Raw genomic sequence first — 23,168 nt, forward strand, 5'->3', positions numbered from 1 at the left:
CTGACTCTTCTATTTATAAGGACCTGACATGAGCAAGACGCGTATTGCCTTTATCGGTGCCGGCAACATGGCGGCCAGTTTGATCGGCGGCCTGCGGGCCAAAGGTCTGGACGCCGCGCAGATCCGCGCCAGCGATCCGGGTGAAGAAACACGTGTGCGCGTGAAGGCCGAGCACGGCATAGAGGTGTTCGCCGACAACGCCGAAGCCATCCAGGATGCCGACGTGGTCGTACTGGCGGTCAAACCCCAGGCGATGAAATCCGTTTGTGAGGCGATCCGTCCGAGCCTCAAACCGAATCAACTGGTGGTGTCGATTGCCGCCGGCATCACCTGCGCCAGCATGAACAACTGGCTCGGCGCCCAGCCGATCGTGCGCTGCATGCCCAACACCCCGGCGCTGCTGCGCCAAGGCGTGAGCGGCTTGTTCGCCACCGCCGAAGTGAATGCCGATCAGCGCCAGCAAGCACAAGAGCTGCTGTCGGCTGTGGGCATCGCCCTGTGGTTGACCGAAGAACAGCAACTGGATGCCGTCACTGCCGTGTCCGGCTCCGGCCCGGCGTACTTCTTCCTGCTGATCGAAGCCATGACCGCTGCCGGGGTGAAACTCGGGCTGCCTGCGGACATTGCCGCGCAACTGACCTTGCAGACCGCATTGGGCGCTGCGCACATGGCCGTGGCCAGCGATGTTGACGCCGCAGAACTACGTCGCCGCGTCACCTCGCCTGCGGGCACCACTGAAGCGGCGATCAAGTCGTTCCAGGCCGACGGGTTCGAAGCATTGGTAGAAAAAGCACTCGGCGCCGCTGCGCACCGCTCCGCCGAAATGGCTGAGCAACTCGGCCGCTAATCAGCTCTTACAAAGGAATCAATAATGCTCGGACTCAATGACGCTGCCATTTTTGTGATTCAAACCCTGGGCAGCCTGTATTTGCTGATCGTACTGCTGCGGTTCATCCTGCAACTGGTGCGGGCGAACTTCTACAACCCGCTCTGCCAATTCGCCGTGAAGGCCACTCAACCATTGCTCAAGCCACTGCGCCGGGTGATTCCGAGCATGTTCGGGCTGGACATGTCGTCGCTGGTCTTGGCGCTGATCGTGCAAATGGTACTGTTCGCGGTGATCCTGCTGCTTAGCGGCTACTCGGTCGACGTACTGTTCCTGGCGCCGTGGGCCTTGATCGGCATCTTCGCGTTGTTTTTGAAGATTCTGTTCTGGGCAATGATCATCAGCGTGATCCTGTCCTGGGTCGCTCCGGGCAGCCACAACCCGGGTGCGGAACTGGTCCAGCAAATCACCGAACCGGTACTCGCGCCGTTCCGCCGGATCATCCCGAACCTGGGCGGCCTCGACATCTCGCCGATCTTTGCCTTCATCGCGTTGCAATTGCTGCAGAGCTGGCTGATTCCGCGCCTTGCTTACTACGCGTTGATGCCGAAGGAATTGTTCGGGCTGATCTAAGACCGCGTTATCGTTCATCGCCAGCAAGCCGGTTCCTACAAGGGTACGCGTTCCCCCTGTAGGAGCCGGCTTGCTGGCGATGGTAGCGCCTCGGTCTAACAGGGAAACAATAAGCCCCGGCCTTTGCTTGCCGCTAACCCCACTGGTCTTTAGACTTACGCCTCATTTCAACGAGAGCAGGGTCGATGCCAGCTGCCTTTCCCCCCGATTCTGTTGGTCTGGTGACGCCGCAAGTGGCGCACTTCAGCGAACCCCTGGCATTGGCCTGCGGTCGTTCGCTTCCGGCCTATGACCTGATTTACGAGACCTACGGCACGCTGAACGCCACGGCGAGCAACGCCGTGCTGATCTGCCACGCCTTGTCCGGCCACCACCACGCGGCCGGCTATCACAGCGCCGACGACCGCAAACCCGGTTGGTGGGACAGCTGCATCGGCCCCGGCAAGCCCATCGACACCAGCAAGTTCTTCGTGGTCAGCCTGAACAACCTCGGCGGCTGCAACGGCTCCACCGGCCCGAGCAGCGTCAACCCGGAAACCGGCAAGCCGTTCGGCGCCGATTTCCCGGTGCTGACAGTCGAAGATTGGGTGCACAGCCAGGCGCGTCTCGCCGACCTGCTCGGCATCGGCCAATGGGCCGCCGTCATCGGCGGCAGCCTGGGGGGTATGCAGGCCTTGCAGTGGACCATCACCTACCCGGATCGCGTGCGGCACTGCCTGGCCATCGCCTCGGCGCCCAAGTTGTCGGCGCAGAACATCGCCTTCAACGAAGTGGCGCGCCAGGCGATCCTGACAGACCCCGAGTTCCACGGCGGTTCGTTCCAGGAACAAGGCGTGATCCCCAAGCGTGGGCTGATGCTGGCGCGGATGGTCGGGCACATCACCTACCTGTCCGACGACTCCATGGGCGAGAAATTCGGTCGCGGCCTGAAAAGCGAGAAGCTCAATTACGACTTCCACAGCGTTGAGTTCCAGGTGGAAAGCTACCTGCGCTATCAGGGAGAAGAGTTCTCCGGACGTTTCGACGCCAATACCTATCTGTTGATGACCAAGGCGCTGGACTACTTCGATCCGGCAGCGAATTTCGACGATAACCTGGCAAAAACCTTCGAAAACGCCAAAGCCAAGTTCTGCGTGATGTCGTTCACCACCGACTGGCGCTTCTCCCCTGCCCGTTCCCGGGAACTGGTGGATGCGCTGATGGCCGCGCGCAAGGACGTCTGCTACCTGGAAATCGATGCACCCCAGGGCCACGACGCCTTCCTGATTCCGATCCCACGCTATTTGCAGGCGTTCGGCAATTACATGAACCGCATTACGTTGTGAGAAAGCCATGAGAGCTGATCTGGAAATCATCCAGGAATGGATCCCCGCTGGCAGCCGCGTGCTCGACCTCGGCTGCGGCGACGGCGAACTGCTGACCTGGCTGCGCGACAACAAACAAGTCACCGGCTATGGCCTGGAAAACGACCCGGACAACATTGCCGAGTGCGTGGCCAAAGGCATCAACGTCATCGAGCAGGACCTGGACAAGGGCCTGGGTAACTTTGCCAGCAACAGCTTCGACATCGTGGTCATGACCCAGGCACTGCAAGCGGTGCATTACCCGGACAAGATCCTCGATGAAATGCTGCGGGTCGGCCGCCAATGCATCATCACCTTCCCCAACTTCGGCCACTGGCGCTGCCGTTGGTACCTGGCGAGCAAGGGGCGGATGCCGGTTTCCGAGTTCCTGCCGTACACCTGGTACAACACGCCGAACATCCACTTTTGCACCTTCGCAGACTTTGAAGCCTTGTGCCGCGAACGTGAAGCCAAGGTCATTGATCGGCTTGCCGTGGATCAACAGCATCGGCACGGGTGGGCCAGTAAGCTATGGCCTAATCTGTTAGGTGAGATCGGTATTTACCGCGTCAGCAGCCCGGGGCTTGCAGACCACAAGGTCGCGGTCTGAATCACCACTTTTCGAGGAGAATGATCATGGGTCGTCTAGCGCTGCTTTTGCTTACCGCCTGCCTGAGCGTCACCGCCATGGCCGCTGATGCCATCAAAGGTGAACGCCAGGAAAAATTCGGCGATGTGACGGTGCACTACAACACGTTCAACTCCACCTTCCTGACACCCGACATCGCCAAAGCCGCGGAGCTCACCCGCAGCAAGAACCAGGGCGTGATCAACATTTCGGTGCTCAAGGACGGCAAGCCGCAGATGGCCCAGGTCAGCGGTACGATCAAAGACCTGACCAGCCAGAGCGTGAACCTGAACTTCCGCCAGATCACCGAGCAAGGCGCGATTTACTACATCGCCCAGTTCCCGGTGGAACAACAGGAAACCCGCACCTTCGACATCAAGGTGCAGACCGGTGACAAAATCAACACCATCAATTTCAACCAAGAGCTCTTCCCCGGCGAATGATCAATTTCACGCAACTCGTATTGGCCAGCCATAACGCCGGCAAACTCAAGGAACTCCAGGCCATGCTCGGCGACTCGGTGCAACTGCGCTCGATCGGCGAGTTCAGCCAGGTCGAGCCTGAAGAAACCGGCCTGTCGTTCGTCGAGAACGCCATCCTCAAGGCCCGTAATGCCGCGCGTATTTCCGGCTTGCCGGCGCTGGCCGACGATTCCGGGCTGGCGGTGGATTTCCTTGGCGGGGCACCGGGCATCTACTCGGCACGTTATGCCGACGGCAAGGGCGACGCGGCGAACAACGCCAAATTGCTCGACGTGTTGAAGGACGTACCCGAAGCCGAACGCGGCGCGCAGTTTGTCTGCGTGCTGGCGCTGGTGCGGCATGCCGATGATCCGCTGCCGATCCTCTGCGAAGGCCTGTGGCACGGGCGCATCCTGACCGAGGCCAGCGGCGAACACGGTTTTGGCTATGACCCGCTGTTCTGGGTGCCGGAGCGCGATTGCTCCAGCGCCGAGTTGAGCCCGGGCGACAAGAACCAGATCAGCCACCGCGCCCGTGCAATGGATCTGCTGCACCAGCGTCTGGGCTTGAAATGACCGGTGAATCATCCGCGTCGCCGCTGATCTTCGGCGGCGACGCACAATCGCCTCGGGCGGCCCTGCCTGTGCTGCCGCCCTTGGCGCTGTACATCCACATTCCGTGGTGTGTACGCAAATGCCCTTATTGCGACTTCAACTCCCACACCGCCAGCCCCGTTTTGCCGGAAGAAGAGTACGTCGACGCGTTGCTGGCAGATCTCGATCAGGATCTGCACGCCGTTTACGGCCGCGAACTGAGCTCGATTTTCTTCGGTGGCGGCACGCCAAGCCTGTTCAGCGCCGAAGCCTTGGGGCGTTTGCTCAAGGGCGTCGAACAGCGCATCGCGTTTGCCAGTGACATCGAAATCACGCTGGAAGCCAATCCGGGGACGTTCGAGCAAGACAAGTTCGTGGCGTACAGGAAACTGGGGATCAATCGCCTGTCGATCGGCATCCAGAGTTTCCAGCAGGAAAAACTCCAGGCCTTGGGCCGCATCCACAACGGCGACGAGGCGGTACGCGCCGCAGGGATGGCGCGTCAGGCCGGGTTCGATAACTTCAACCTGGATTTGATGCATGGCTTGCCAAATCAGTCCCTGGACGATGCCCTCTCCGACCTGCGCACCGCTATCGCCCTGAAGCCGACACATTTATCCTGGTATCAACTGACCCTGGAGCCGAACACGGTGTTCTGGAACCAGCCGCCGACGCTGCCGGAAGACGACACGCTGTGGGACATTCAGGAGGCGGGGCAAGCGCTGCTGGCCGAACACGGTTACGCGCAATACGAAGTCTCGGCTTATGCCCAGCCCGGTCGTCCGGCGCGGCATAACCTAAATTACTGGAGTTTCGGCGACTTCATCGGCATCGGTGCCGGTGCGCACGGCAAGCTGAGCCATCCGGACGGGCGCATCGTGCGTACCTGGAAAACGCGCCTGCCGAAGGATTACCTCAACCCGGCGAAAAGCTTCCAGGCTGGCGAGAAAGCCCTGGCCAACGACGAGATGCCGTTCGAATTCCTCATGAACGCCTTGCGCCTGACCGATGGCGTCGAATCGCGCCTGTACCCGGAACGCACCGGCCTATCACTGGAAAGCCTTGCCGAAGCTCGCTGCGAAGCCGAACAAAGCGGTCTGTTGCAGGTCGAACCGTCACGTCTGGCGGCCACCGAGCGCGGACAGCTATTCCTCAACGACTTGCTGCAGAAATTTCTGAGCTGATTTCAGCCTTAAGGGAAAACGAATGGATTTGGTACTCGACCTGCTCGCCACCGTGTCTCGCTGGAGCCGCAGCAACCTCTCGGAAATCGCCCTGGCCCTGGTGGGTTGCCTGCTGGTGCTGTTTGGTGCGGATTTCAAAGGCTGGGTCGAGCAACGCCTGGGCAGCATCGCCGGCGCCTTGCGCGTACCGCTGATGTCCCTGCTGTGCATGGTCGGCAGCGGGGCTGCGCTGATCTACGCCACGCCGTGGATCGTCAAAGGCTTGAGCCAGTTCAACAACTACAGCCTGGCGCCGGTGTTGTTGGTGGTGTTGGTGTTGATTGGCGTCGTCGCAGACCGCCGCTGATTTCCAGACACAAAAAAACCTGTAGGAGCCGGCTTGCTGGCGATGGTGTGTCAGTGGACATTGATGTGTCTGACACCCATCGCCAGCAAGCCGGCTCCTACAGGTTTGGATCGTGACGCTTAAGACTGTTTTTCGAACTTCAAATCCCACACGCCATGCCCAAGTCGTTCGCCACGGCGTTCGAACTTGGTGATCGGCCGCTCGGCCGGGCGTGGTACGCACTTGCCGTCTTCAGCCAGGTTGCGGTAACCCGGCGCAACGCTCATCACTTCCAGCATGTATTCGGCATACGGCTCCCAGTCGGTGGCCATGTGCAGAATGCCGCCAACCTTCAACTTGCTGCGCACCAGCTCAGCGAACGATGCCTGAACGATACGACGCTTGTGGTGACGGCTCTTGTGCCACGGGTCCGGGAAAAACAGCATCAGGCGATCCAGGCTGTTGTCGGCGATGCAGCGGTTAAGCACTTCAATCGCGTCGCAATCGTAGACCCGCAGGTTGGTCAGGTCCTGAGTCAGCACGCCATTGAGCAACGCACCCACGCCCGGACGGTGCACTTCCACGCCAATGAAATCCTGCTCCGGCGAAGCGGCGGCCATTTCCAGCAGCGAATGGCCCATGCCGAAACCGATTTCCAGCGAGCGCGGTGCCGAGCGACCGAACACCTGGTCGAAGTCCACCGGCGCGTCGGCCAATGGCAGCACGAACAGCGGCGTGCCCTGCTCCAGGCCTTTTTGCTGGCCTTCGGTCATGCGCCCGGCGCGCATCACGAAACTCTTGATGCGGCGGTGTTGGCGCTCGTCGCCTTCTTCCGTCTGGATTGGCGTGTCGTTCGATTCAGTCATCAATGGCTCTTACTTGATCAGACCATCCAGCGGCGAAGAGGCGCTGGCATAGAGTTTTTTCGGCATGCGGCCGGCGAGGTAGGCCAGGCGGCCCGCGACGATCGCGTGTTTCATGGCTTCGGCCATCATGATCGGCTGCTGGGCGTGGGCGATCGCCGAGTTCATCAGCACCGCGTCACAGCCCAGTTCCATGGCAATGGTAGCGTCGGAAGCGGTACCGACACCGGCATCCACCAGCACCGGGATCTTGGCTTCTTCAAGGATGATCTGCAGGTTGTACGGGTTGCAGATCCCCAGGCCCGAACCGATCAGACCGGCCAGCGGCATCACCGCGATGCAGCCGATTTCCGCCAATTGACGAGCGATAATCGGGTCATCACTGGTGTAAACCATCACGTCGAAGCCTTCCTTGACCAGCGTTTCAGCGGCCTTGAGGGTTTCGATCACGTTGGGGAACAGGGTTTTCTGGTCAGCCAGCACTTCCAGCTTCACCAGGTTGTGGCCATCGAGCAGCTCACGAGCGAGGCGGCAGGTGCGCACGGCTTCGATAGCGTCGTAGCAACCGGCGGTGTTCGGCAGGAAGGTGTAGCGATCCGGCGACAGCACTTCGAGCAGGTTCGGCTCGCCCTCGATCTGGCCAAGGTTGGTGCGACGCACGGCGAAGGTGACGATCTCGGCACCCGAGGCCTCGATGGCCAGACGGGTTTCTTCCATGTCACGGTACTTGCCGGTACCGACCAGCAAACGCGACTGGTAAGTACGACCGGCCAGGACGAAAGGCTTGTCGCTACGAACGATGCTCATGGGAAATCCTCTGTAGGGGTGAGGGTCTTGCAGAATTCTCGGCCCATACGGGCCAAACGGCTAGCCGCCGCCGATGGCGTGCACGACTTCCACGTTGTCGCCGTCGTTGAGCGTGGTGTCTGCATGCTGACTGCGCGGAACGATATCCAGATTGAGCTCGACCGCCACCCGGCGTCCGGTCAAGTCCAGACGGGTCAGCAGGGCCGCAACGGTTTCACCGTCGGGCAGTTCAAAGGATTCGCCGTTCAACTGAATGCGCATGCCGGATGCCGCCATCATTTTTAGGGGCTGGCATTCTAGCCCGATCAGTCAGGCCGACCCAAGCCATTCGTCTTGTAATGGTCGGACGCACGATGCTCTTGTAGAAGCCGGCTTGCTGGCGATGCAGGCAACTCGGCAGCTCTGTATCACCGCGGCGCCTGTATCGCCAGCAAGCCGGCTCCTACAGATCAGGTCAGACGCCAGGCGGCGAGGCCGAGGCAGAACCAGCCAATCAGGAATGCAAGGCCGCCGAATGGCGTGATGATGCCTAGCTTGCTGACACCGGTCAGCGTCAATACATAGAGGCTTCCGGAAAACAGCAAAATGCCAATGGCAAAGGATGCGCCGGCCCATGTGACCAGCCGACCCGGAATCTGTGTGGCCAGCAGCGCCACGCCAAACAACGCCAGGGTGTGCACCAGCTGATAGGTGACGCCGGTATGGAAAATCGTCAGGTATTCAGCGCTCAAACGGTTTTTCAGGCCATGGGCGGCGAATGCGCCAAGACCGACACCGGTGAAACCGAAAAAAGCGGCCAGCATCAAAAAGCCACGCAGCATGAAGAACTCCAGTCAGACTCGATCAACAGGGTCTGTATAATGGCCCGCTCAATGGGTTCGGCCAAGCCATCTCTATGCTGCGTATCTATTTCCGTCGTTTCACCAAGGCCGTGCTCTGGTTCATGGGCGGCAGCGTATTGCTGGTGCTGATTTTTCGCGTGGTGCCGCCTCCCGGGACAACGCTGATGGTCGAGCGCAAGATCGAATCCTGGATCGACGGCGAGCCTATTGACCTGCAACGCACATGGAAGCCGTGGGATGAAATCTCCGACGACTTGAAAGTCGCGGTGATTGCCGGTGAAGACCAGAAATTTCCCGAGCATTGGGGCTTTGACTTCGGCGCGATCCAGAAAGCCCTGGCCCACAATGAGCTCGGCGGCACCATCCGCGGTGCAAGCACCCTGAGCCAGCAAGTCTCGAAGAACCTTTTCCTGTGGTCCGGCCGTAGCTGGATTCGCAAGGGTCTGGAAGCCTGGTTTACCGCGTTGATCGAAGTGTTCTGGCCCAAGCAGCGAATTCTTGAGGTGTACCTCAACAGTGTCGAGTGGGATGACGGCGTGTTTGGCGCCGAAGCCGCAGCGCGGCATCACTTCGGCGTTGGCGCCAGGTCATTGTCTCGGCAACAGGCCAGCTTGCTGGCAGCGGTGCTGCCTAACCCGCGAGTGTGGAGCGCGAGCCATCCGACCAATTACGTGGCCCGGCGCGCGGGCTGGATACGGCGGCAGATGAGTCAGTTGGGTGGTGACAGTTATCTGGTTGGCCTTAACGATTCGCGCCGGGCGCCTTGGGCGCAATAACATCGCCGCCCTGTAGGAGCTGGCTTGCCAGCGATTTCGATTTGTCTGATACACCGTGCCGCCTGGATCGCCAGCAAGCCGGCTCCTACAAAAAGCTGCGCTGAACCCAAGTTTCGTACACAAACAAAAACGCCCCGATCGATGATCGGGGCGTTTTTTTGTTGCTGCTTTGCCGGTTATGCGGCGATCGACAACTTGAGCTTGTTCATCGCGCTCTTCTCAAGCTGACGAATACGCTCGGCCGACACGTTGTACTTCTGCGCCAGGTCGTGCAGCGTGGCTTTCTCTTCAGCCAACCAGCGCTGATAAAGGATGTCACGGCTGCGGTCGTCCAGCACTTCCAGCGCTTCGTGCAGGTTGTGGTTGGAGTTGTCGCTCCAGTCGGCATCTTCCAGTTGACGGGCCGGGTCGTACCGGTGGTCTTCCAGATAGTTGGCCGGCGACTGGAAAGCACTGTCATCGTCAGCTTCTGCCGCCGGATCGAAAGCCATGTCATGGCCGGTCAGGCGACTTTCCATCTCACGCACTTCCCGAGGCTCTACGCCGAGGCTTTCCGCCACACGGTGGACTTCCTCGTTGTTCAGCCACGCCAGACGCTTTTTCTGGCTGCGCAGGTTGAAGAACAACTTGCGCTGGGCCTTGGTGGTTGCAACTTTCACGATGCGCCAGTTGCGCAGGATGAACTCGTGAATCTCAGCCTTGATCCAGTGCACCGCAAAGGACACCAGGCGTACGCCCATTTCCGGGTTGAAACGCTTCACAGCCTTCATCAGGCCGACGTTGCCTTCCTGGATCAGGTCAGCCTGAGCCAGACCGTAGCCGGAATAGCTACGGGCGATATGTACGACAAAACGCAGGTGGGCGAGCACCATCTGCCGAGCCGCCCCCAAATCCTGCTCATAATAGAGACTCTCGGCCAGTTCACGCTCCTGCTCCGGCGTCAGCAATGGAATGCTGTTGACGGTGTGCACATAAGCCTCCAGGTTCGCACCCGGGACCAGAGCATATGCAGGTTGCAAAGAATTGGTCATACGAAAAAACCTCCCACTTACAAACTCGTGCAGTTCAGCACTGCGAAAATTGACCGGAAACCGAAAGACAAGTTCCCAAAAACGCTGAAAGGTCAATACGAGCAAAATGATACTACTTAGGCGCAAGCTCCCTCAGGTGGCGTGCGACTGCAATCCATGCACCGATATACCCCAACAGCACCGCGCCAAGCAAGAGAGACAGACCGTCGGCAACTGGCACTCCAGCCAGCGCAAAATCACTGCCGTATAAACCGGCCAGACCAACCACCGCGTCGTTCAGCCAGTTGAGGCCGAACGCAAGCACACCCCAGGAAAGAATCCCCGCACCGAAGCCATACAGCGCGCCCATGTACAGAAAGGGCCTGCGCACATAACTGTCAGTGCCGCCGACCAGTTTAATCACTTCTATCTCGGTGCGGCGGTTTTCAATATGAAGACGAATGGTATTGCCTATCACCAAAAGTAATGCAGAAACCAGAAGCACGGTCAGACCGAAGACAAAACGATCACCCAGCTTGAGGATGGCTGCCAGACGCTCGACCCAGACTAGATCAAGCTGCGCCTGTTGTACCTTCGGCAGCTCGGAAAGTTTTTGTCTTAATGCTTCAAGCGCAGGCTTGTCGACTTCGTTCGGTGTCACCAGGACCACGCCGGGCAGCGGATTTTCCGGCAGTTCCTTGAGCGCTTCACCCAGGCCGGACTGTTGCTGGAACTCTTCCAGCGCCTGATCCCGCCCCACGTATTCAGCCTCGGCCACGCCAGGCATGCCTTTGATCTGCTCGCGCAACGCTTCGCCTTGCGCAGGGCTTGCCTCGATTTCCAGATACAGGGAAATCTGCGCCGCTCGCTGCCAGGAACCGCCCAGGCGTTCGACATTACTTAGCAAAAGTGACAGCCCCATGGGCAAGCTCAGCGCTACTGCCATCACCATGCAGGTGAAAAAACTGCCGATGGGCTGTTTGCCCAAACGACGCAAGCTGTCCAGCAAGCTGGCGCGATGACTTTCGATCCAGGCGCGGAACAGCGTGGCGAAGTCCGGCCCGTCATCGTCGTCGCGTTTTTTTTTGGTCGGTTGAGGGTCGGCGGCTTTTGGCGCCACACGCTCGGACACTTTTGGACTGCGAGTTGCACTCATACTCCAGCCTCCCCGTCGCCGATCAATCGACCACGTTGCAGGGTCAGCATGCGGTGGCGCATGCGGGCGATCAGTGCCAGGTCGTGACTGGCGATCAACACGCTGGTGCCCAGACGGTTGATGTCTTCGAACACGCCCATGATTTCTGCCGCCAGGCGCGGGTCGAGGTTACCGGTCGGTTCGTCCGCCAGCAGCAGGGCCGGGCGGTGAACGATGGCGCGGGCAATGCCGACACGCTGTTGCTGACCGGTGGACAGGTCGCCAGGGTACAAATCGGTCTTGTCCGAGAGCGCCACGCGCTCCAGGGCCGAATCCACGCGCTTGGCGATTTCAGCCTTGGACAGACCAAGAATCTGCAACGGCAGCGCGACGTTGTTAAACACCGTGCGATCGAACAGCAACTGATGGTTCTGGAACACCACGCCGATCTGCCGACGCAGAAATGGAATCTGTGCGTTGCTGATGGTGCTCAGATCCTGCCCGGCCAGCAGCAATTTGCCGGTGGTTGGACGCTCCATCGCCAGCAGCAGGCGCAACAGGGTGCTTTTACCGGCGCCAGAATGGCCGGTGACAAACAAAAACTCGCCCCGACGGACTCGAAAGCTCAGCTCATGCAAGCCGACGTGACCGTTCGGGTAGCGTTTACCGACCTGTTCGAAACGAATCATGAACGCTCCCGCTCGGCAAATAGTGCCTGGACAAAGGGTTCTGCTTCAAAGGTGCGCAAATCGTCGATGCCTTCGCCGACGCCGATGTAGCGAATCGGTAGACCGAACTGCTTGGCCAGGGCGAAAATCACCCCACCCTTGGCGGTGCCATCAAGCTTGGTCAGAGCCAGGCCGGTCAGTTCGACGGTCTGGTTGAACTGTTTGGCCTGGTTGATGGCGTTCTGGCCGGTACCGGCGTCGAGCACCAACAACACCTCGTGCGGCGCGTCGGCATCGAGTTTGCTGATGACCCGGCGAACCTTTTTCAGCTCTTCCATCAGGTTGTCTTTGGTGTGCAGGCGGCCGGCGGTATCGGCGATCAGTACATCGATGCCACGGGCCTTGGCGGCCTGCACAGCGTCGAAGATTACCGAAGCCGAGTCGGCACCAGTGTGCTGGGCAATGACCGGAATCTTGTTGCGCTCACCCCAGACCTGCAATTGCTCGACCGCTGCGGCGCGGAAAGTGTCGCCGGCAGCGAGCATGACTTTCTTGCCTTCCAGCTGCAGCTTCTTCGCCAGCTTGCCGATGGTGGTGGTCTTGCCGGCGCCGTTGACGCCAACCACCAGAATCACGAACGGCTTGTTCTGCGAGGAGATTTTCAGCGGCTGCTCGACGGGCTTGAGCATCGCCGCCAGCTCGGCTTGCAGGGATTTGTACAGTGCATCGGAATCGGCCAGCTCTTTGCGCGCGACCTTCTGGGTCAGGCGCTGAATGATCACCGACGTGGCTTCGACGCCGACGTCGGCGGTCAGCAGGCGGGTTTCGAGGTCATCGAGCAATTCGTCATCGATGGCTTTCTTGCCCAGAAACAGGCTGGCCATGCCTTCGCCGATGCTGGCGCTGGTCTTGGACAGGCCTTGCTTGAGGCGGGCGAAGAAACCGGCTTTGGTTTCTTCGGTGCGTACCGGTTCTACCGGGGCTTCGACGGGGGCGGCGACAACCGGGGTAATAACAGGTGCAGGTGCAGGTGCAGGTGCAGGTGCAGGTGCAGGTGCAGGTGCAGGTGCAGGCTCTGGCGCTTGAACAATCGGCGCAACGGGCGGAGAAACGAATGCAGGGACCGCCGGCTCAGGCGCAACTTCAACGACTGGCGCAACAACCGGTTCAACCACTGGCGCGTGAATCGGCTCCGGCGCCAAAACAGCCTGCGCAGGAATCGGCGGCGTCACATGCGGCGCCTGCTCTTCGACCAGCGCCACCGGCTCTTCCGCCACCGGCAACGTCAGCCAAGGCTCAGCGGCCGGGGTCAGCGGCAGTTCGGCCACGATTTCAGGTTCAGGCTCGGCTACCGGCTGCAGCACCGGCTCGGCGATTGGCAACACAACGGGCGCTGGCTCTGCATCTATTACCGGCGCGGGAGTCGGCTCAGGAAGTGGCTGTGGCTGTTCGACGACGGGTTCCTGCGGTTTTTTACGCAGCCATCCGAACAGGCTTTTCTTTTCGCCAGCCGCAGCTGGGGTCTTCTTGTCGTCGTTGGAACCAAACATGGAGGACGGCTATCTCACGGTAGCGACGCGCCAATGGCGCCCCGGCAAATAAAAATTCGATGCAGAACAGACTGCGATTGACCCAGCTTGTTCACGCGCAACATTTTGTCGAGGTACCAACAGCACCTCAAAGGTCGATTAATACGAAGGACTGGAACGGCATCGTCGGCGAAAACACAGAGTTTAGCTGACAAACTCAAAGCTTCTGCCGGTAACCCATACAACCTTCCGGCCGATCAAAGGCCTGATAGGCGTGGCCGCCAGTAAAACGGATCAGTATCCTAGCACCCTCTCGCCCGCTGACGCTAAGAACAAGCGGGCAGCCCCAAAGGTTTAAAAACGAATGAATGCTCTAGCCCGCCGCGCCGCAGGCCTGCTGCTCAGCACAGTTTGCCTGCCTCTTTCAGCCCTGGCTGCCGACCCGCAACCCACCCATGAATTCACCCTCGACAACGGATTGAAGGTCGTCGTGCGCGAAGACCATCGTGCGCCGGTGGTGGTTTCCCAGGTCTGGTACAAAGTCGGCTCCAGCTACGAGACGCCCGGTCAAACCGGTTTGTCCCACGCACTGGAACACATGATGTTCAAGGGCAGCGAGAAAGTCGGCCCCGGCGAAGCCTCGCTGATCCTGCGCGACCTCGGCGCCGAAGAGAACGCTTTCACCAGCGACGACTTCACCGCGTATTACCAGGTGCTGGCCCGCGACCGTCTGGGTGTGGCCTTCGAGCTGGAAGCTGACCGCATGGCCAGCCTGCGCCTGCCGGCCGACGAGTTCGCCCGGGAAATCGAAGTCATTAAAGAAGAACGTCGCCTGCGCACCGACGACAAACCGATGTCCAAGGCCTATGAGCGCTTCAAGGCCATGGCTTACCCGGCCAGCGGCTATCACACGCCCACCATCGGCTGGATGGCGGATCTGGATCGCATGAAGGTCGAAGAGCTGCGCCATTGGTACCAATCCTGGTACGTGCCGAATAACGCCACGCTGGTGGTGGTTGGCGACGTGACCCCGGACGAAGTCAAAACCCTGGCCCAGCGCTACTTCGGCCCGATCGCCAAACGCGACGTGCCATCAGCGAAGATTCCGCTGGAACTGGCCGAGCCCGGCGAACGCCAGATCACCCTGCACGTGAAGACCCAATTGCCCAGCCTGATGCTGGCCTTCAACGTGCCGAGCATCGCTACCGCCGAAGACAAACGCTCGGTGAATGCCTTGCGCCTGATTTCGGCCCTGCTCGACGGCGGCTACAGCGCACGTATCCCGACGCAACTGGAACGCGGCGAAGAGCTGGTGTCCGGTGGATCGTCGAGCTACGACGCCTACACCCGTGGTGACAGCCTGTTCACCTTGTCGGCTTCGCCAAACACGCAGAAAAACAAAACCATCGACCAGGCGGAAGCCGGTTTGTGGAAGCTGCTCGAACAGCTGAAAACCACTGCGCCGTCCGCCGAAGAACTGGAGCGCGTGCGTGCACAGGTCATCGCCGGACTGGTCTACGAGCGCGACTCGATCACCAGCCAGGCCACCGCTATCGGCCAACTGGAGACCGTCGGCCTGTCCTGGAAACTGATGGACACCGAACTCGCCGATCTGGAAAGCGTGACACCGCAAGACATCCAGAACGCCGCCAAGCTGTATTTCACCCGCGAACGTCTCAGCGTCGCCCATGTACTGCCAGAGGAGACGACTCATGAGTGAGCGTAAAAAACCACGCCTGGCCCTGCTCGGCCTGATCGTCGTCGCCCTGATCGGGTCCGCCGCGTTCTATTTCTCGAAAACCGATGAGTCCAATGCCAGCGAAGCGCTGGACAAAGCCAAGGCCAGCCAGAAGCTGCAATCGCTGACCGAACTCAACGGCAAGGCGCCGAGCCATCGCAAACTCGACGTGCAGACCTGGAACACCGCCGAAGGCGCCAAGGTACTGTTTGTCGAAGCGCGTGAGTTGCCGATGTTCGACATGCGCCTGATCTTTGCCGCCGGCAGTAGCCAGGACGGCGACGCGCCCGGTTTGGCACTGCTAACCAACGCCATGCTTAACGAAGGCGTGGCCGGCAAGGACGTCAGCGTCATCGCCCAGGGCTTCGAAGGCCTGGGCGCCGATTTCGGCAATGGCGCTTACAAAGACATGGCCGTTGCGTCCCTGCGCAGCCTCAGCGCTGTGGATAAACGTGAACCGGCGTTAAAGCTGTTTACCGAAGTCGTCGGCAAACCCACCTTCCCTGCCGACTCGTTTGCCCGTATCAAGAACCAGATGCTCGCCGGTTTCGAGTATCAGAAACAGAACCCCGGCAAACTGGCCAGCCTGGAACTGATGAACCGCTTGTACGGCGATCATCCGTACGCGCATGCCAGCGACGGCGCCGCCAACACCGTTCCAGGCATAACCGTTGCGCAATTGCGGGCCTTCCACGAGAAAGCCTACGCAGCAGGCAACGTGGTGATCGCGCTGGTTGGTGACTTGTCCCGCGCCGAAGCCGAAGCCATTGCCGCGCAGGTTTCCGCTGGCCTGCCCAAGGGCCCGGCGCTGCCGAAGATCGCACAACCGGCCGAACCCAAGGCCAGCATCGGTCACATCGAATTCCCGTCGAAGCAGACCAACCTGATGCTCGCCCAACTGGGCATCGACCGTGACGATCCCGACTACGCGGCACTGTCCATGGGCAACCAGATTCTTGGCGGCGGCGGTTTCGGTACTCGACTGATGAGCGAAGTGCGCGAGAAGCGTGGCCTGGCTTACGGCGTGTATTCGGGCTTCACCCCGATGCAGGCGCGCGGCCCGTTCCTGATCAACCTGCAAACCCGCGCCGAAATGAGCGAGGGCACCCTGAAACTGGTGCAGGACGTTCTCGCGGACTACCTTAAAACCGGGCCGACCGAAAAAGAGCTCGACGACGCCAAGCGCGAACTGGCTGGCAGTTTCCCACTGTCCACCGCCAGCAACGCCGATATCGTCGGCCAACTGGGCGCCATCGGCTTCTATAATCTGCCGCTGAGTCATCTGGAAGACTTCATGCAACAGTCCCAGAACCTGACCGTCGAGCAAGTCAAAGCTGCACTGAACAAACACCTGAGCACGGACAAAATGGTCATCGTCAGCGCTGGCCCGACCGTGCCGCAAAAGCCGTTACCGGCCCCTACTGATAAACCTGCCGAGCAACCGCTCGGGGTTCCGGAGCATTAATGGCTACTTCCCGTCCTAAAAAACCTGTTCACAACGTGCACAACGGCGTGAACCAATTGCGCATCATCGGCGGCGAATGGCGCAGCCGTAAGCTGAGCTTCCCTGATGCCCCAGGCCTGCGCCCGACGCCGGACCGCGTGCGTGAAACCCTGTTCAACTGGCTCGCGCCTTATGTTCCCGGCGCCAAGGTGCTCGATCCGTTCGCCGGCAGCGGCGCGCTGTTTCTCGAAGCCTTGTCCCGTGGCGCCGCCATGGGCCAGGCGCTGGACTCCAGCAGCCTTGCGGTATCCAGCCTCAAGGAACACTTGGGCACGCTGCGTTGCACCACAGGCCAGGTGCAGACCGCCGATGCGCTGCGCTATCTGGAAACCCAGCCAGCGGTTGCTTACGACCTGGTGTTCCTCGATCCGCCGTTCAACCAGAACCTGCTGCCCACTGTTTGCACATTGCTCGAAGAGCGCCAATGGCTGGCCGAAGAGGCATGGGTGTACACCGAAAGCGAAAGCGCGCCGTCGACCCTCGGCCTGCCGGGCAACTGGCGCCTGCACCGGGAGCAAAAATCCGGACGGGTCTACTATTCGTTGTGGCAACGTATGGCAGAGATCACCGGCTGATCGGCCTGCCTGAACAAGGCGCACGCCTCATCGCAGGCATGCGCCGCTGCTTCGAGAACAATCGTGTCCCATCCGTCAGAACGCTTCACCCCCGCCTTCGGCCTCGGCAACCCGCACTTGCAGACCTTGTGGGGGCCGCTGTGGCGCAAAACCACGCACATCGAGCGCGAGCGCGAACGCTTGTGGCTTGAGGATGGCGACTTCCTCGATCTCGACTGGCACGGCCCGCACAGCGCCGAAGCGCCGTTGGTGTTGGTGCTGCATGGCCTCACCGGTTCATCGAATTCGCCGTACGTGGCCGGCATGCAAAAGGCGCTCGGGAATCAGGGTTGGGCCAGCGTCGCGCTGAACTGGCGTGGTTGCTCAGGCGAACCCAATCTGTTGCCGCGCAGCTACCATTCCGGCGCCAGTGAAGACCTGGCCGAAGCCATCAAGCACCTGCGGGCCAAACGGCCACTCGCCCCGCTGTATGCGGTTGGATATTCCCTGGGCGGCAATGTCTTGCTCAAGCATCTGGGCGAGACCGGCAGCGACAGTGGCGTGCTTGGTGCCGTGGCGGTGTCGGTGCCGTTTCGTCTGGACCAGTGCGCCGACCGCATCGGCCAAGGTTTTTCCAAGGTCTATCAGGCGCACTTCATGCGCGAGATGCTGGCCTATATCAAGAACAAGCAGCGGCAATTCCAGCATGACGGGCGTGAGGATGGCCTGGCGGCATTGGCCGCGCTCGGCTCGTTGGAAAACATGCGCACGTTCTGGGACTTCGATGGCCGCGTGACCGCGCCACTGAACGGTTACGTGGATGCCGAGGATTACTACCGTCGTGCTTCCAGTCGCTACTTCCTTGGGGAAATACGTACGCCGACCCTGATCATTCAGGCAGCGGACGATCCCTTCGTTTTTCCCCACAGCCTGCCGCACGCCGATGAGTTATCCGCCTGCACGCAATTCGAGTTACAGGCCAAGGGCGGTCATGTCGGATTCGTCGACGGCTCTGTCCGTCAGCCGGGCTACTACCTCGAACGGCGCATTCCTCAATGGCTGACCACCGCAGGTCGCGGGTAAGCAATGACCAGCGATCAGGGCGAGTCCATTCACTTCTGGCAAACCGCACCGCTGGCCGGAGTCGAGTTGTTATCGGCGCGCTACATCGATCACCGTTTCGCGCCCCATGTGCATGACGGTTACGTGATCGGCATGATCATGGCCGGCGCCCAGCGTTACCGCTATCGCGGCGCCGAGCATCTGGCGGGCAGCGGCACGCTGGTGCTGATCAACCCTGATGAACTGCACACCGGTCACAAGGGCACGGAGGACGGCTGGCTGTACCGGGCGTTTTATCCGGACAGCGGGCAGATTCTGTCGCTGCTGGCCGAACTCGAACTGCCGACCCACAATCTCCCGGCGTTTGGCGCCACGCTGTATCGCGACGCGGATCTGGTGAACGGTTTCTGCCAGCTGCATCGGCTGTTGGAAAGCCCAGCCACGGCATTGCAACAACAAACCGCCTGGCGCGAGCTGATGCTGTCGCTGCTGCAGCGTCACGGGTCGGTGCCTGATGCCGGCAAACCTGGCAAGGAACACCGGGCGGTGACGTTGGCCAAGGACTTGCTGCAAACGCAATTGGCCGCGCCACCCTCGCTGGAAGAACTGGCGGCGGCGGTGAACCTGTCGCCTTTCCATTCGCCCGTGTATTCCGTCGTGCTACCGGCATGCCGCCGCACACCTGGCTGATGCAGCAGCGCATCGCCCGGGCGCGGGCGTTGTTGCAGAGTGGTGTTTACCGCTGGAAGTGGCGACGCAATTGGGTTTTGCCGACCAGAGTCATCTGAGTCGGCAGTTCAAGCAGGTGTATGGGGTGGGGCCGGGGGCGTATCGCAGTGCCGGGCAATCACTCAAGAAATCAATACGACTGTAGGAGCTGGCTTGCCAGCGATGAACGATAACGCGGTCATCCTGAAGTACCGCGTCGCTTCTATCGCTGGCAAGCCAGCTCCTACAGAAGCGTGCGTTTATTCGCCTGTTGCGATTGCGCGTGAAGGATCATTGATCCACTCACTCCACGATCCCGCATACAACGCCCCCAACGGATAACCCGCCAGACACAACGCAAACAGGTTGTGACAAGCCGTCACGCCTGAGCCGCAATACGCCACCAGATCATTCGGCGAGCGGACACCCAACTTCGCGGCAAAGCGCTGCTTGAGCTGATCGGCCGGCAGAAAGCGTCCGTCGCTGCCAAGGTTGTCGGTGAACGCGGCACATTGCGCGCCGGGGATGTGTCCGGCAACCGGGTCGATCGGCTCCACTTCGCCCTTGAAGCGTGGCAAGGCGCGGGCGTCGAGCAAGGTCAGTTCGGGTTTGGCGAGACGCTTCTGCAACCGTTCTGCACTGAGCAGCAACGAATCGTCAGGCTTGCCGGTAAATGACCCGCGGGTGATCGACGGCGCATCCAGGCTCAACGGCAAACCGGCCGCGTGCCAGGCCTTGAGCCCGCCATCGAGGATGAACACGCCATTACGTTTGCCCAGCCAGGCCAGCAGCCACCAAGCCCGCGCAGCGAAGGCACCCGGGCCGTCGTCGTACAAAACCACTTCACTGTCAGCGTTGATACCCCAGGCTTGCAAGCGCTCGATCAAGTCGCCCGGTTCCGGCAACGGATGACGCCCGGTCACGCCCTTGACCACCTTCCCGCTGAGATCACGCTCAAGATCGGCAAAACTCGACCCGGCGATGTGTCCTTCGGCATAGCTGCGCTGACCGTAATCCGGGTCTTCGAGGGCAAAACGACAATCCAGAATCACCAGCCCCGGCTGGTCCTTTTTCAGGTCCAGTGCTTGCGGGCTGATCAGTTGCGCAATGGGCATAACGGGCTCCTGTGATTGGGCGAAACCCGATCCTACTGCACTTCTTCCAGCGCTTGGGCCAGCGGCACGTAAAATTCTTCGAACAAGGCATTCACCTCGGCCCGGGACTGATCGGTGACGAACCCGGCCTCCAGCACCAGTACCTGATACACCCCGCGTTTAATCGCTTGCTCTCTGAGATGGGTGGAGTTTTCCCGCGTGGTGCACAGAAATCGCACCCAGGATGTGAGGATGATCCAGGCATTGAGCGTCAGGGATTCGATCTGCACCCGGTCCATCTTGAGGATACCGGCCGCAACGAAGCCTTCGTAGATGTGCGTGCCCTGGATCAGGCAACGCTGGGAAAACCGTCGGTAGCGCGCAGCCAGATCAGAATCGCTATCGAGCAAGTGCTCAAGATCGCGATGCAAAAACCGGTAGCGCCACATCGCCGAGAGCAATTCCTTGAGGTAGAAACGCTTGTCTTCCACCGTGGCGGCGCGGCCCTGGGGCGGGCGCAGGAAGCTGTCCACCAGGCTTTCGTATTCACTGAACAGCACGGCGATGATCGCCTGCTTGTTGGGGAAGTGGTAATACAGGTTTCCCGGAGAAATCTCCATGTGGGCAGCAATGTGATTGGTGCTGATGCTGCGCTCGCCCTGCTGATTGAACAGCTCCAGGCTGTTCTGCACGATGCGCTCGCTTGTTTTTATCCGTGGGGCCATGGCTTGAGCTTAACTTCAGAGTGCGTTGCCGGGCATCTTACGACCTATCCGCCAGGGGATAAAACAAAGCTGCGCCAGGATGTCATTTGACTTTCTAGAGCATAGACTCTAAAAAGTCCCTCATTACAATAAATCCGGAGCCGACCATGACTGCTGACATTTCCTACCTGCAGAACCTACAGCAGCCTTTGGAACAGCTCCAAACCCTGTTCGACGCGCAACGCGCGGCCTATGCCGCCAACCCGATGCCGCCCGCCGCTCAGCGCCAGCAATGGCTCAAGGCGCTGAAGGATTTGTTGAACACTGAGCGTCAGGCCTTGATCGACGCGATCAGCCAGGACTTCAGCCATCGCAGCGCCAACGAAACCCTGCTCGCCGAACTGATGCCCAGCCTGCATGGCATCCACTACGCCAGCCGGCATCTCAACGGCTGGATGAAGCCGTCGCGGCGCAAAGTCGGCGTAGCCTTCCAGCCAGCCTCGGCGAAAGTGATTTACCAGCCGCTGGGTGTGGTCGGGGTGATCGTGCCGTGGAACTACCCTTTGTATCTGGCCATCGGGCCTTTGGTCGGCGCGTTGTCGGCGGGCAATCGGGTGATGCTCAAACTCAGCGAATCGACGCCAGCCACCGGTTTGCTGATGAAGCAATTGCTGGCTCGAATCTTCCCCGAAGACCTGGTCTGCGTGGTGCTGGGCGAGGCCGATATTGGTGTGGCGTTTTCGCGCCTGCGCTTCGATCATTTGTTGTTCACCGGCGCCACCAGCATTGGCAAACATGTAATGCGCGCGGCGGCGGAGAACCTGACGCCAGTGACTCTGGAACTGGGCGGCAAATCCCCGGCTATCGTTTCTCACGATGTGCCCCTCAAGGACGCCGCCGAACGCATCGCTTTCGGTAAAACGCTCAACGCTGGCCAGACCTGCGTGGCCCCGGATTACGTACTCGTTCCGGAAGAGCGCATCGGCGCTTTCGTCGAGGCTTATCGCTCGGCCGTTCGAGGGTTTTATCCGACCTTGGCAGACAACCCGGACTACACCGCGATCATCAACGACCGACAACTGGCGCGTCTCAACGGCTACATCAGCGATGCCACCGATAAAGGCGCGCAGCTGATTTCGCTGTTCGAGCAAGGTCAGGGACGCCGCATGGGGCATAGCCTGCTGCTCAATGTCAGCGACGACATGACCGTGATGCAGGACGAAATCTTCGGCCCATTGCTTCCGGTCGTGCCGTACAAGGATCTGGATCAGGCGTTTGCCTACATCAACCAGCGCCCTCGCCCACTGGCGCTGTACTACTTCGGCTACGACAAGCGCGAGCAAAATCGCGTCCTCCACGAAACCCACTCGGGCGGCGTGTGCCTCAACGACACCCTGCTGCACGTTGCCCAGGACGACATGCCATTCGGCGGCATCGGCGCCTCGGGCATGGGGCATTACCACGGCCACGAAGGCTTCCTGACCTTCAGCAAGGCCAAGGGTGTGCTGATCAAACAGCGCTTCAACGCGGCGAAGCTGATCTATCCGCCGTACGGCAAATCCATTCAGAAACTGATCCAGAAGCTGTTTATTCGCTAACGATCCACACCGTCGGGTAATAACAAGAATGAGCCCAAGCCTGTCCGAAACTCCCGCGCTGTCACGGCGCGGCCTGCTTAAATTCAGCCTCGGCGCCAGCGCCTTTCTCGCCACCGCCGGGTTGGGGGCCAGCCTCAGCGGTTGCTCGTCGAATGTTGCGGCTAGCGGTTTTACAGCCCTGCGCAGTGGCGATCTGTTGTTTCTGCGGGCACTGGTCCCGGTGATGCTTGAAGGTGCCGTGGCTGTTGAACGCATGCCCGACGCCATCGAAGGCACCCTCAAGAGCCTGGATTACAGCCTCGATCACCTGTCGCCGGAAATGCTCAAGCTGACCCGGCAACTGTTCGACGTGCTCGGCATGGCGGTGACCCGCGGGCCGCTCACCGGGATCTGGGGCAGTTGGGAAAACGCCAGCGCTGACGAAATCCGGCACTTTCTCGATCGTTGGGAAAACAGCTCGTTGAGTCTGCTACGCATGGGTCACAGCTCGTTGCTGCAACTGGTGATGATGGCCTGGTATGGGCGCAAGGAATCGTGGGCGCATTGCGGGTATCCCGGGCCGCCAACCGTTTGAAATCGAGTC

25 protein-coding genes and 1 pseudogene are annotated in these 23,168 nt (G+C 60.4%); 16 read left to right on the plus strand and 10 right to left on the minus strand.

The window, feature by feature from the left end:
* Positions 1 to 28 precede the first annotated feature (28 nt).
* From proC to NL64_RS07750, 8 genes are all read left to right on the plus strand, one after another.
* Positions 29 to 847 carry a pyrroline-5-carboxylate reductase gene (proC, locus tag NL64_RS07715; protein WP_034147553.1) on the plus strand — a complete coding sequence of 273 codons (819 nt, stop codon included), beginning with the start codon at positions 29 to 31 and terminating at the stop codon, positions 845 to 847.
* Between the two features lie 24 nt (positions 848 to 871).
* Positions 872 to 1,459, plus strand: a complete 588-nt coding sequence (locus NL64_RS07720) for a YggT family protein (RefSeq protein ID WP_020797373.1) — start codon at positions 872 to 874, stop codon at positions 1,457 to 1,459.
* A 185-nt stretch (positions 1,460 to 1,644) separates the two neighbouring features.
* Complete coding sequence (metX, locus tag NL64_RS07725; RefSeq protein ID WP_034147554.1) at positions 1,645 to 2,784, plus strand: homoserine O-succinyltransferase MetX; 1,140 nt, start codon at positions 1,645 to 1,647, stop codon at positions 2,782 to 2,784.
* Positions 2,785 to 2,791: 7 nt separating this feature from the next.
* On the plus strand, positions 2,792 to 3,412 hold the full coding sequence (gene metW / locus NL64_RS07730; RefSeq protein ID WP_034147555.1) for a methionine biosynthesis protein MetW: 621 nt from the start codon (positions 2,792 to 2,794) through the stop codon (positions 3,410 to 3,412).
* Positions 3,413 to 3,438: 26 nt separating this feature from the next.
* Positions 3,439 to 3,873, plus strand: a complete 435-nt coding sequence (locus tag NL64_RS07735; RefSeq protein WP_034147556.1) for a DUF4426 domain-containing protein — start codon at positions 3,439 to 3,441, stop codon at positions 3,871 to 3,873.
* Positions 3,870 to 4,466, plus strand: a complete 597-nt coding sequence (rdgB, locus tag NL64_RS07740) for an RdgB/HAM1 family non-canonical purine NTP pyrophosphatase (RefSeq protein ID WP_034147557.1) — start codon at positions 3,870 to 3,872, stop codon at positions 4,464 to 4,466. The genes NL64_RS07735 and rdgB overlap by 4 nt, the downstream gene beginning before the upstream one ends.
* The gene (gene hemW, locus NL64_RS07745) at positions 4,463 to 5,668 is read left to right on the plus strand and encodes a radical SAM family heme chaperone HemW (protein WP_034147558.1); all 1,206 of its coding nucleotides are present in this window, start codon (positions 4,463 to 4,465) and stop codon (positions 5,666 to 5,668) included. Before rdgB ends, hemW begins: the two co-directional genes overlap by 4 nt.
* Positions 5,669 to 5,690: 22 nt before the next feature.
* On the plus strand, positions 5,691 to 6,014 hold the full coding sequence (locus NL64_RS07750; RefSeq protein ID WP_034147559.1) for a DUF3392 domain-containing protein: 324 nt from the start codon (positions 5,691 to 5,693) through the stop codon (positions 6,012 to 6,014).
* Positions 6,015 to 6,133: 119 nt separating this feature from the next.
* Here the strand turns inward: NL64_RS07750 and trmB are convergent, their stop codons facing one another.
* The 4 genes from trmB to NL64_RS07770 all read right to left on the minus strand — a co-directional run bounded on the left by trmB (position 6,134) and on the right by NL64_RS07770 (position 8,484).
* Positions 6,134 to 6,859: a tRNA (guanosine(46)-N7)-methyltransferase TrmB gene (trmB, locus tag NL64_RS07755; protein WP_034147560.1), complete on the minus strand. Its 726-nt coding sequence runs from the start codon at positions 6,857 to 6,859 to the stop codon at positions 6,134 to 6,136.
* 9 nt (positions 6,860 to 6,868) lie between these two features.
* Complete coding sequence (locus NL64_RS07760) at positions 6,869 to 7,663, minus strand: thiazole synthase (RefSeq protein WP_032884143.1); 795 nt, start codon at positions 7,661 to 7,663, stop codon at positions 6,869 to 6,871.
* Positions 7,664 to 7,723: 60 nt separating this feature from the next.
* Positions 7,724 to 7,924, minus strand: coding sequence for a sulfur carrier protein ThiS (gene thiS, locus NL64_RS07765; protein WP_007953386.1), 201 nt, complete (start codon positions 7,922 to 7,924; stop codon positions 7,724 to 7,726).
* A gap of 188 nt (positions 7,925 to 8,112) precedes the next feature.
* The gene (locus NL64_RS07770) at positions 8,113 to 8,484 is read right to left on the minus strand and encodes a DUF423 domain-containing protein (RefSeq protein ID WP_034147561.1); all 372 of its coding nucleotides are present in this window, start codon (positions 8,482 to 8,484) and stop codon (positions 8,113 to 8,115) included.
* Positions 8,485 to 8,558: 74 nt separating this feature from the next.
* Between NL64_RS07770 and mtgA the strand changes: the two genes are divergently transcribed.
* Positions 8,559 to 9,281, plus strand: a complete 723-nt coding sequence (mtgA, locus tag NL64_RS07775; protein ID WP_034147562.1) for a monofunctional biosynthetic peptidoglycan transglycosylase — start codon at positions 8,559 to 8,561, stop codon at positions 9,279 to 9,281.
* A 176-nt stretch (positions 9,282 to 9,457) separates the two neighbouring features.
* On the opposite strand, the gene rpoH is transcribed toward mtgA, so the two are convergent.
* The 4 genes from rpoH to ftsY form a co-directional block, all read right to left on the minus strand.
* Positions 9,458 to 10,312 (minus strand): RNA polymerase sigma factor RpoH, encoded by an 855-nt coding sequence (gene rpoH, locus NL64_RS07780; protein ID WP_007897890.1) that lies wholly within the window; start codon positions 10,310 to 10,312, stop codon positions 9,458 to 9,460.
* A 112-nt stretch (positions 10,313 to 10,424) separates the two neighbouring features.
* On the minus strand, positions 10,425 to 11,447 hold the full coding sequence (gene ftsX / locus NL64_RS07785) for a permease-like cell division protein FtsX (RefSeq protein ID WP_034147563.1): 1,023 nt from the start codon (positions 11,445 to 11,447) through the stop codon (positions 10,425 to 10,427).
* The gene (ftsE, locus tag NL64_RS07790) at positions 11,444 to 12,115 is read right to left on the minus strand and encodes a cell division ATP-binding protein FtsE (RefSeq protein ID WP_034147564.1); all 672 of its coding nucleotides are present in this window, start codon (positions 12,113 to 12,115) and stop codon (positions 11,444 to 11,446) included. The genes ftsX and ftsE overlap by 4 nt, the downstream gene beginning before the upstream one ends.
* A complete protein-coding gene (gene ftsY, locus NL64_RS07795) occupies positions 12,112 to 13,644 on the minus strand; it encodes a signal recognition particle-docking protein FtsY (protein WP_034147565.1) in 1,533 nt (510 codons plus the stop codon). The genes ftsE and ftsY overlap by 4 nt, the downstream gene beginning before the upstream one ends.
* Positions 13,645 to 13,987: 343 nt before the next feature.
* Here ftsY and NL64_RS07800 point away from each other — a divergent pair, with 343 nt between their 5' ends.
* The 5 genes and pseudogenes from NL64_RS07800 (at position 13,988) to NL64_RS07820 (ending at position 19,355) form a co-directional block, all read left to right on the plus strand.
* The gene (locus tag NL64_RS07800; protein WP_034147566.1) at positions 13,988 to 15,343 is read left to right on the plus strand and encodes a M16 family metallopeptidase; all 1,356 of its coding nucleotides are present in this window, start codon (positions 13,988 to 13,990) and stop codon (positions 15,341 to 15,343) included.
* Positions 15,336 to 16,826, plus strand: coding sequence for a M16 family metallopeptidase (locus NL64_RS07805; RefSeq protein ID WP_034147567.1), 1,491 nt, complete (start codon positions 15,336 to 15,338; stop codon positions 16,824 to 16,826). The genes NL64_RS07800 and NL64_RS07805 overlap by 8 nt, the downstream gene beginning before the upstream one ends.
* Positions 16,826 to 17,440: a 16S rRNA (guanine(966)-N(2))-methyltransferase RsmD gene (gene rsmD / locus NL64_RS07810; protein WP_034147568.1), complete on the plus strand. Its 615-nt coding sequence runs from the start codon at positions 16,826 to 16,828 to the stop codon at positions 17,438 to 17,440. The genes NL64_RS07805 and rsmD overlap by 1 nt, the downstream gene beginning before the upstream one ends.
* A gap of 63 nt (positions 17,441 to 17,503) precedes the next feature.
* Positions 17,504 to 18,502 carry a hydrolase gene (locus NL64_RS07815; RefSeq protein WP_034147569.1) on the plus strand — a complete coding sequence of 333 codons (999 nt, stop codon included), beginning with the start codon at positions 17,504 to 17,506 and terminating at the stop codon, positions 18,500 to 18,502.
* Between the two features lie 3 nt (positions 18,503 to 18,505).
* Positions 18,506 to 19,355: pseudogene (locus tag NL64_RS07820) on the plus strand (AraC family ligand binding domain-containing protein).
* Positions 19,356 to 19,449: 94 nt separating this feature from the next.
* Here the strand turns inward: NL64_RS07820 and NL64_RS07825 are convergent.
* Both NL64_RS07825 and NL64_RS07830 read right to left on the minus strand, forming a co-directional pair.
* The gene (locus NL64_RS07825; protein ID WP_034147570.1) at positions 19,450 to 20,304 is read right to left on the minus strand and encodes a sulfurtransferase; all 855 of its coding nucleotides are present in this window, start codon (positions 20,302 to 20,304) and stop codon (positions 19,450 to 19,452) included.
* A 32-nt stretch (positions 20,305 to 20,336) separates the two neighbouring features.
* Positions 20,337 to 21,008 carry a TetR/AcrR family transcriptional regulator gene (locus NL64_RS07830; protein WP_034147571.1) on the minus strand — a complete coding sequence of 224 codons (672 nt, stop codon included), beginning with the start codon at positions 21,006 to 21,008 and terminating at the stop codon, positions 20,337 to 20,339.
* A 146-nt stretch (positions 21,009 to 21,154) separates the two neighbouring features.
* Here NL64_RS07830 and NL64_RS07835 point away from each other — a divergent pair, with 146 nt between their 5' ends.
* Positions 21,155 to 22,585 carry a coniferyl aldehyde dehydrogenase gene (locus tag NL64_RS07835; RefSeq protein WP_034147572.1) on the plus strand — a complete coding sequence of 477 codons (1,431 nt, stop codon included), beginning with the start codon at positions 21,155 to 21,157 and terminating at the stop codon, positions 22,583 to 22,585.
* 28 nt (positions 22,586 to 22,613) lie between these two features.
* Positions 22,614 to 23,159 (plus strand): hypothetical protein, encoded by a 546-nt coding sequence (locus tag NL64_RS07840; RefSeq protein WP_034147573.1) that lies wholly within the window; start codon positions 22,614 to 22,616, stop codon positions 23,157 to 23,159.
* Positions 23,160 to 23,168 lie beyond the last annotated feature (9 nt).

Origin of the sequence: Pseudomonas fluorescens (genome assembly GCF_000802965.1) — a bacterium.
In the GTDB taxonomy this organism is placed as follows: Bacteria; Pseudomonadota; Gammaproteobacteria; order Pseudomonadales; family Pseudomonadaceae; genus Aquipseudomonas; species Aquipseudomonas fluorescens_A.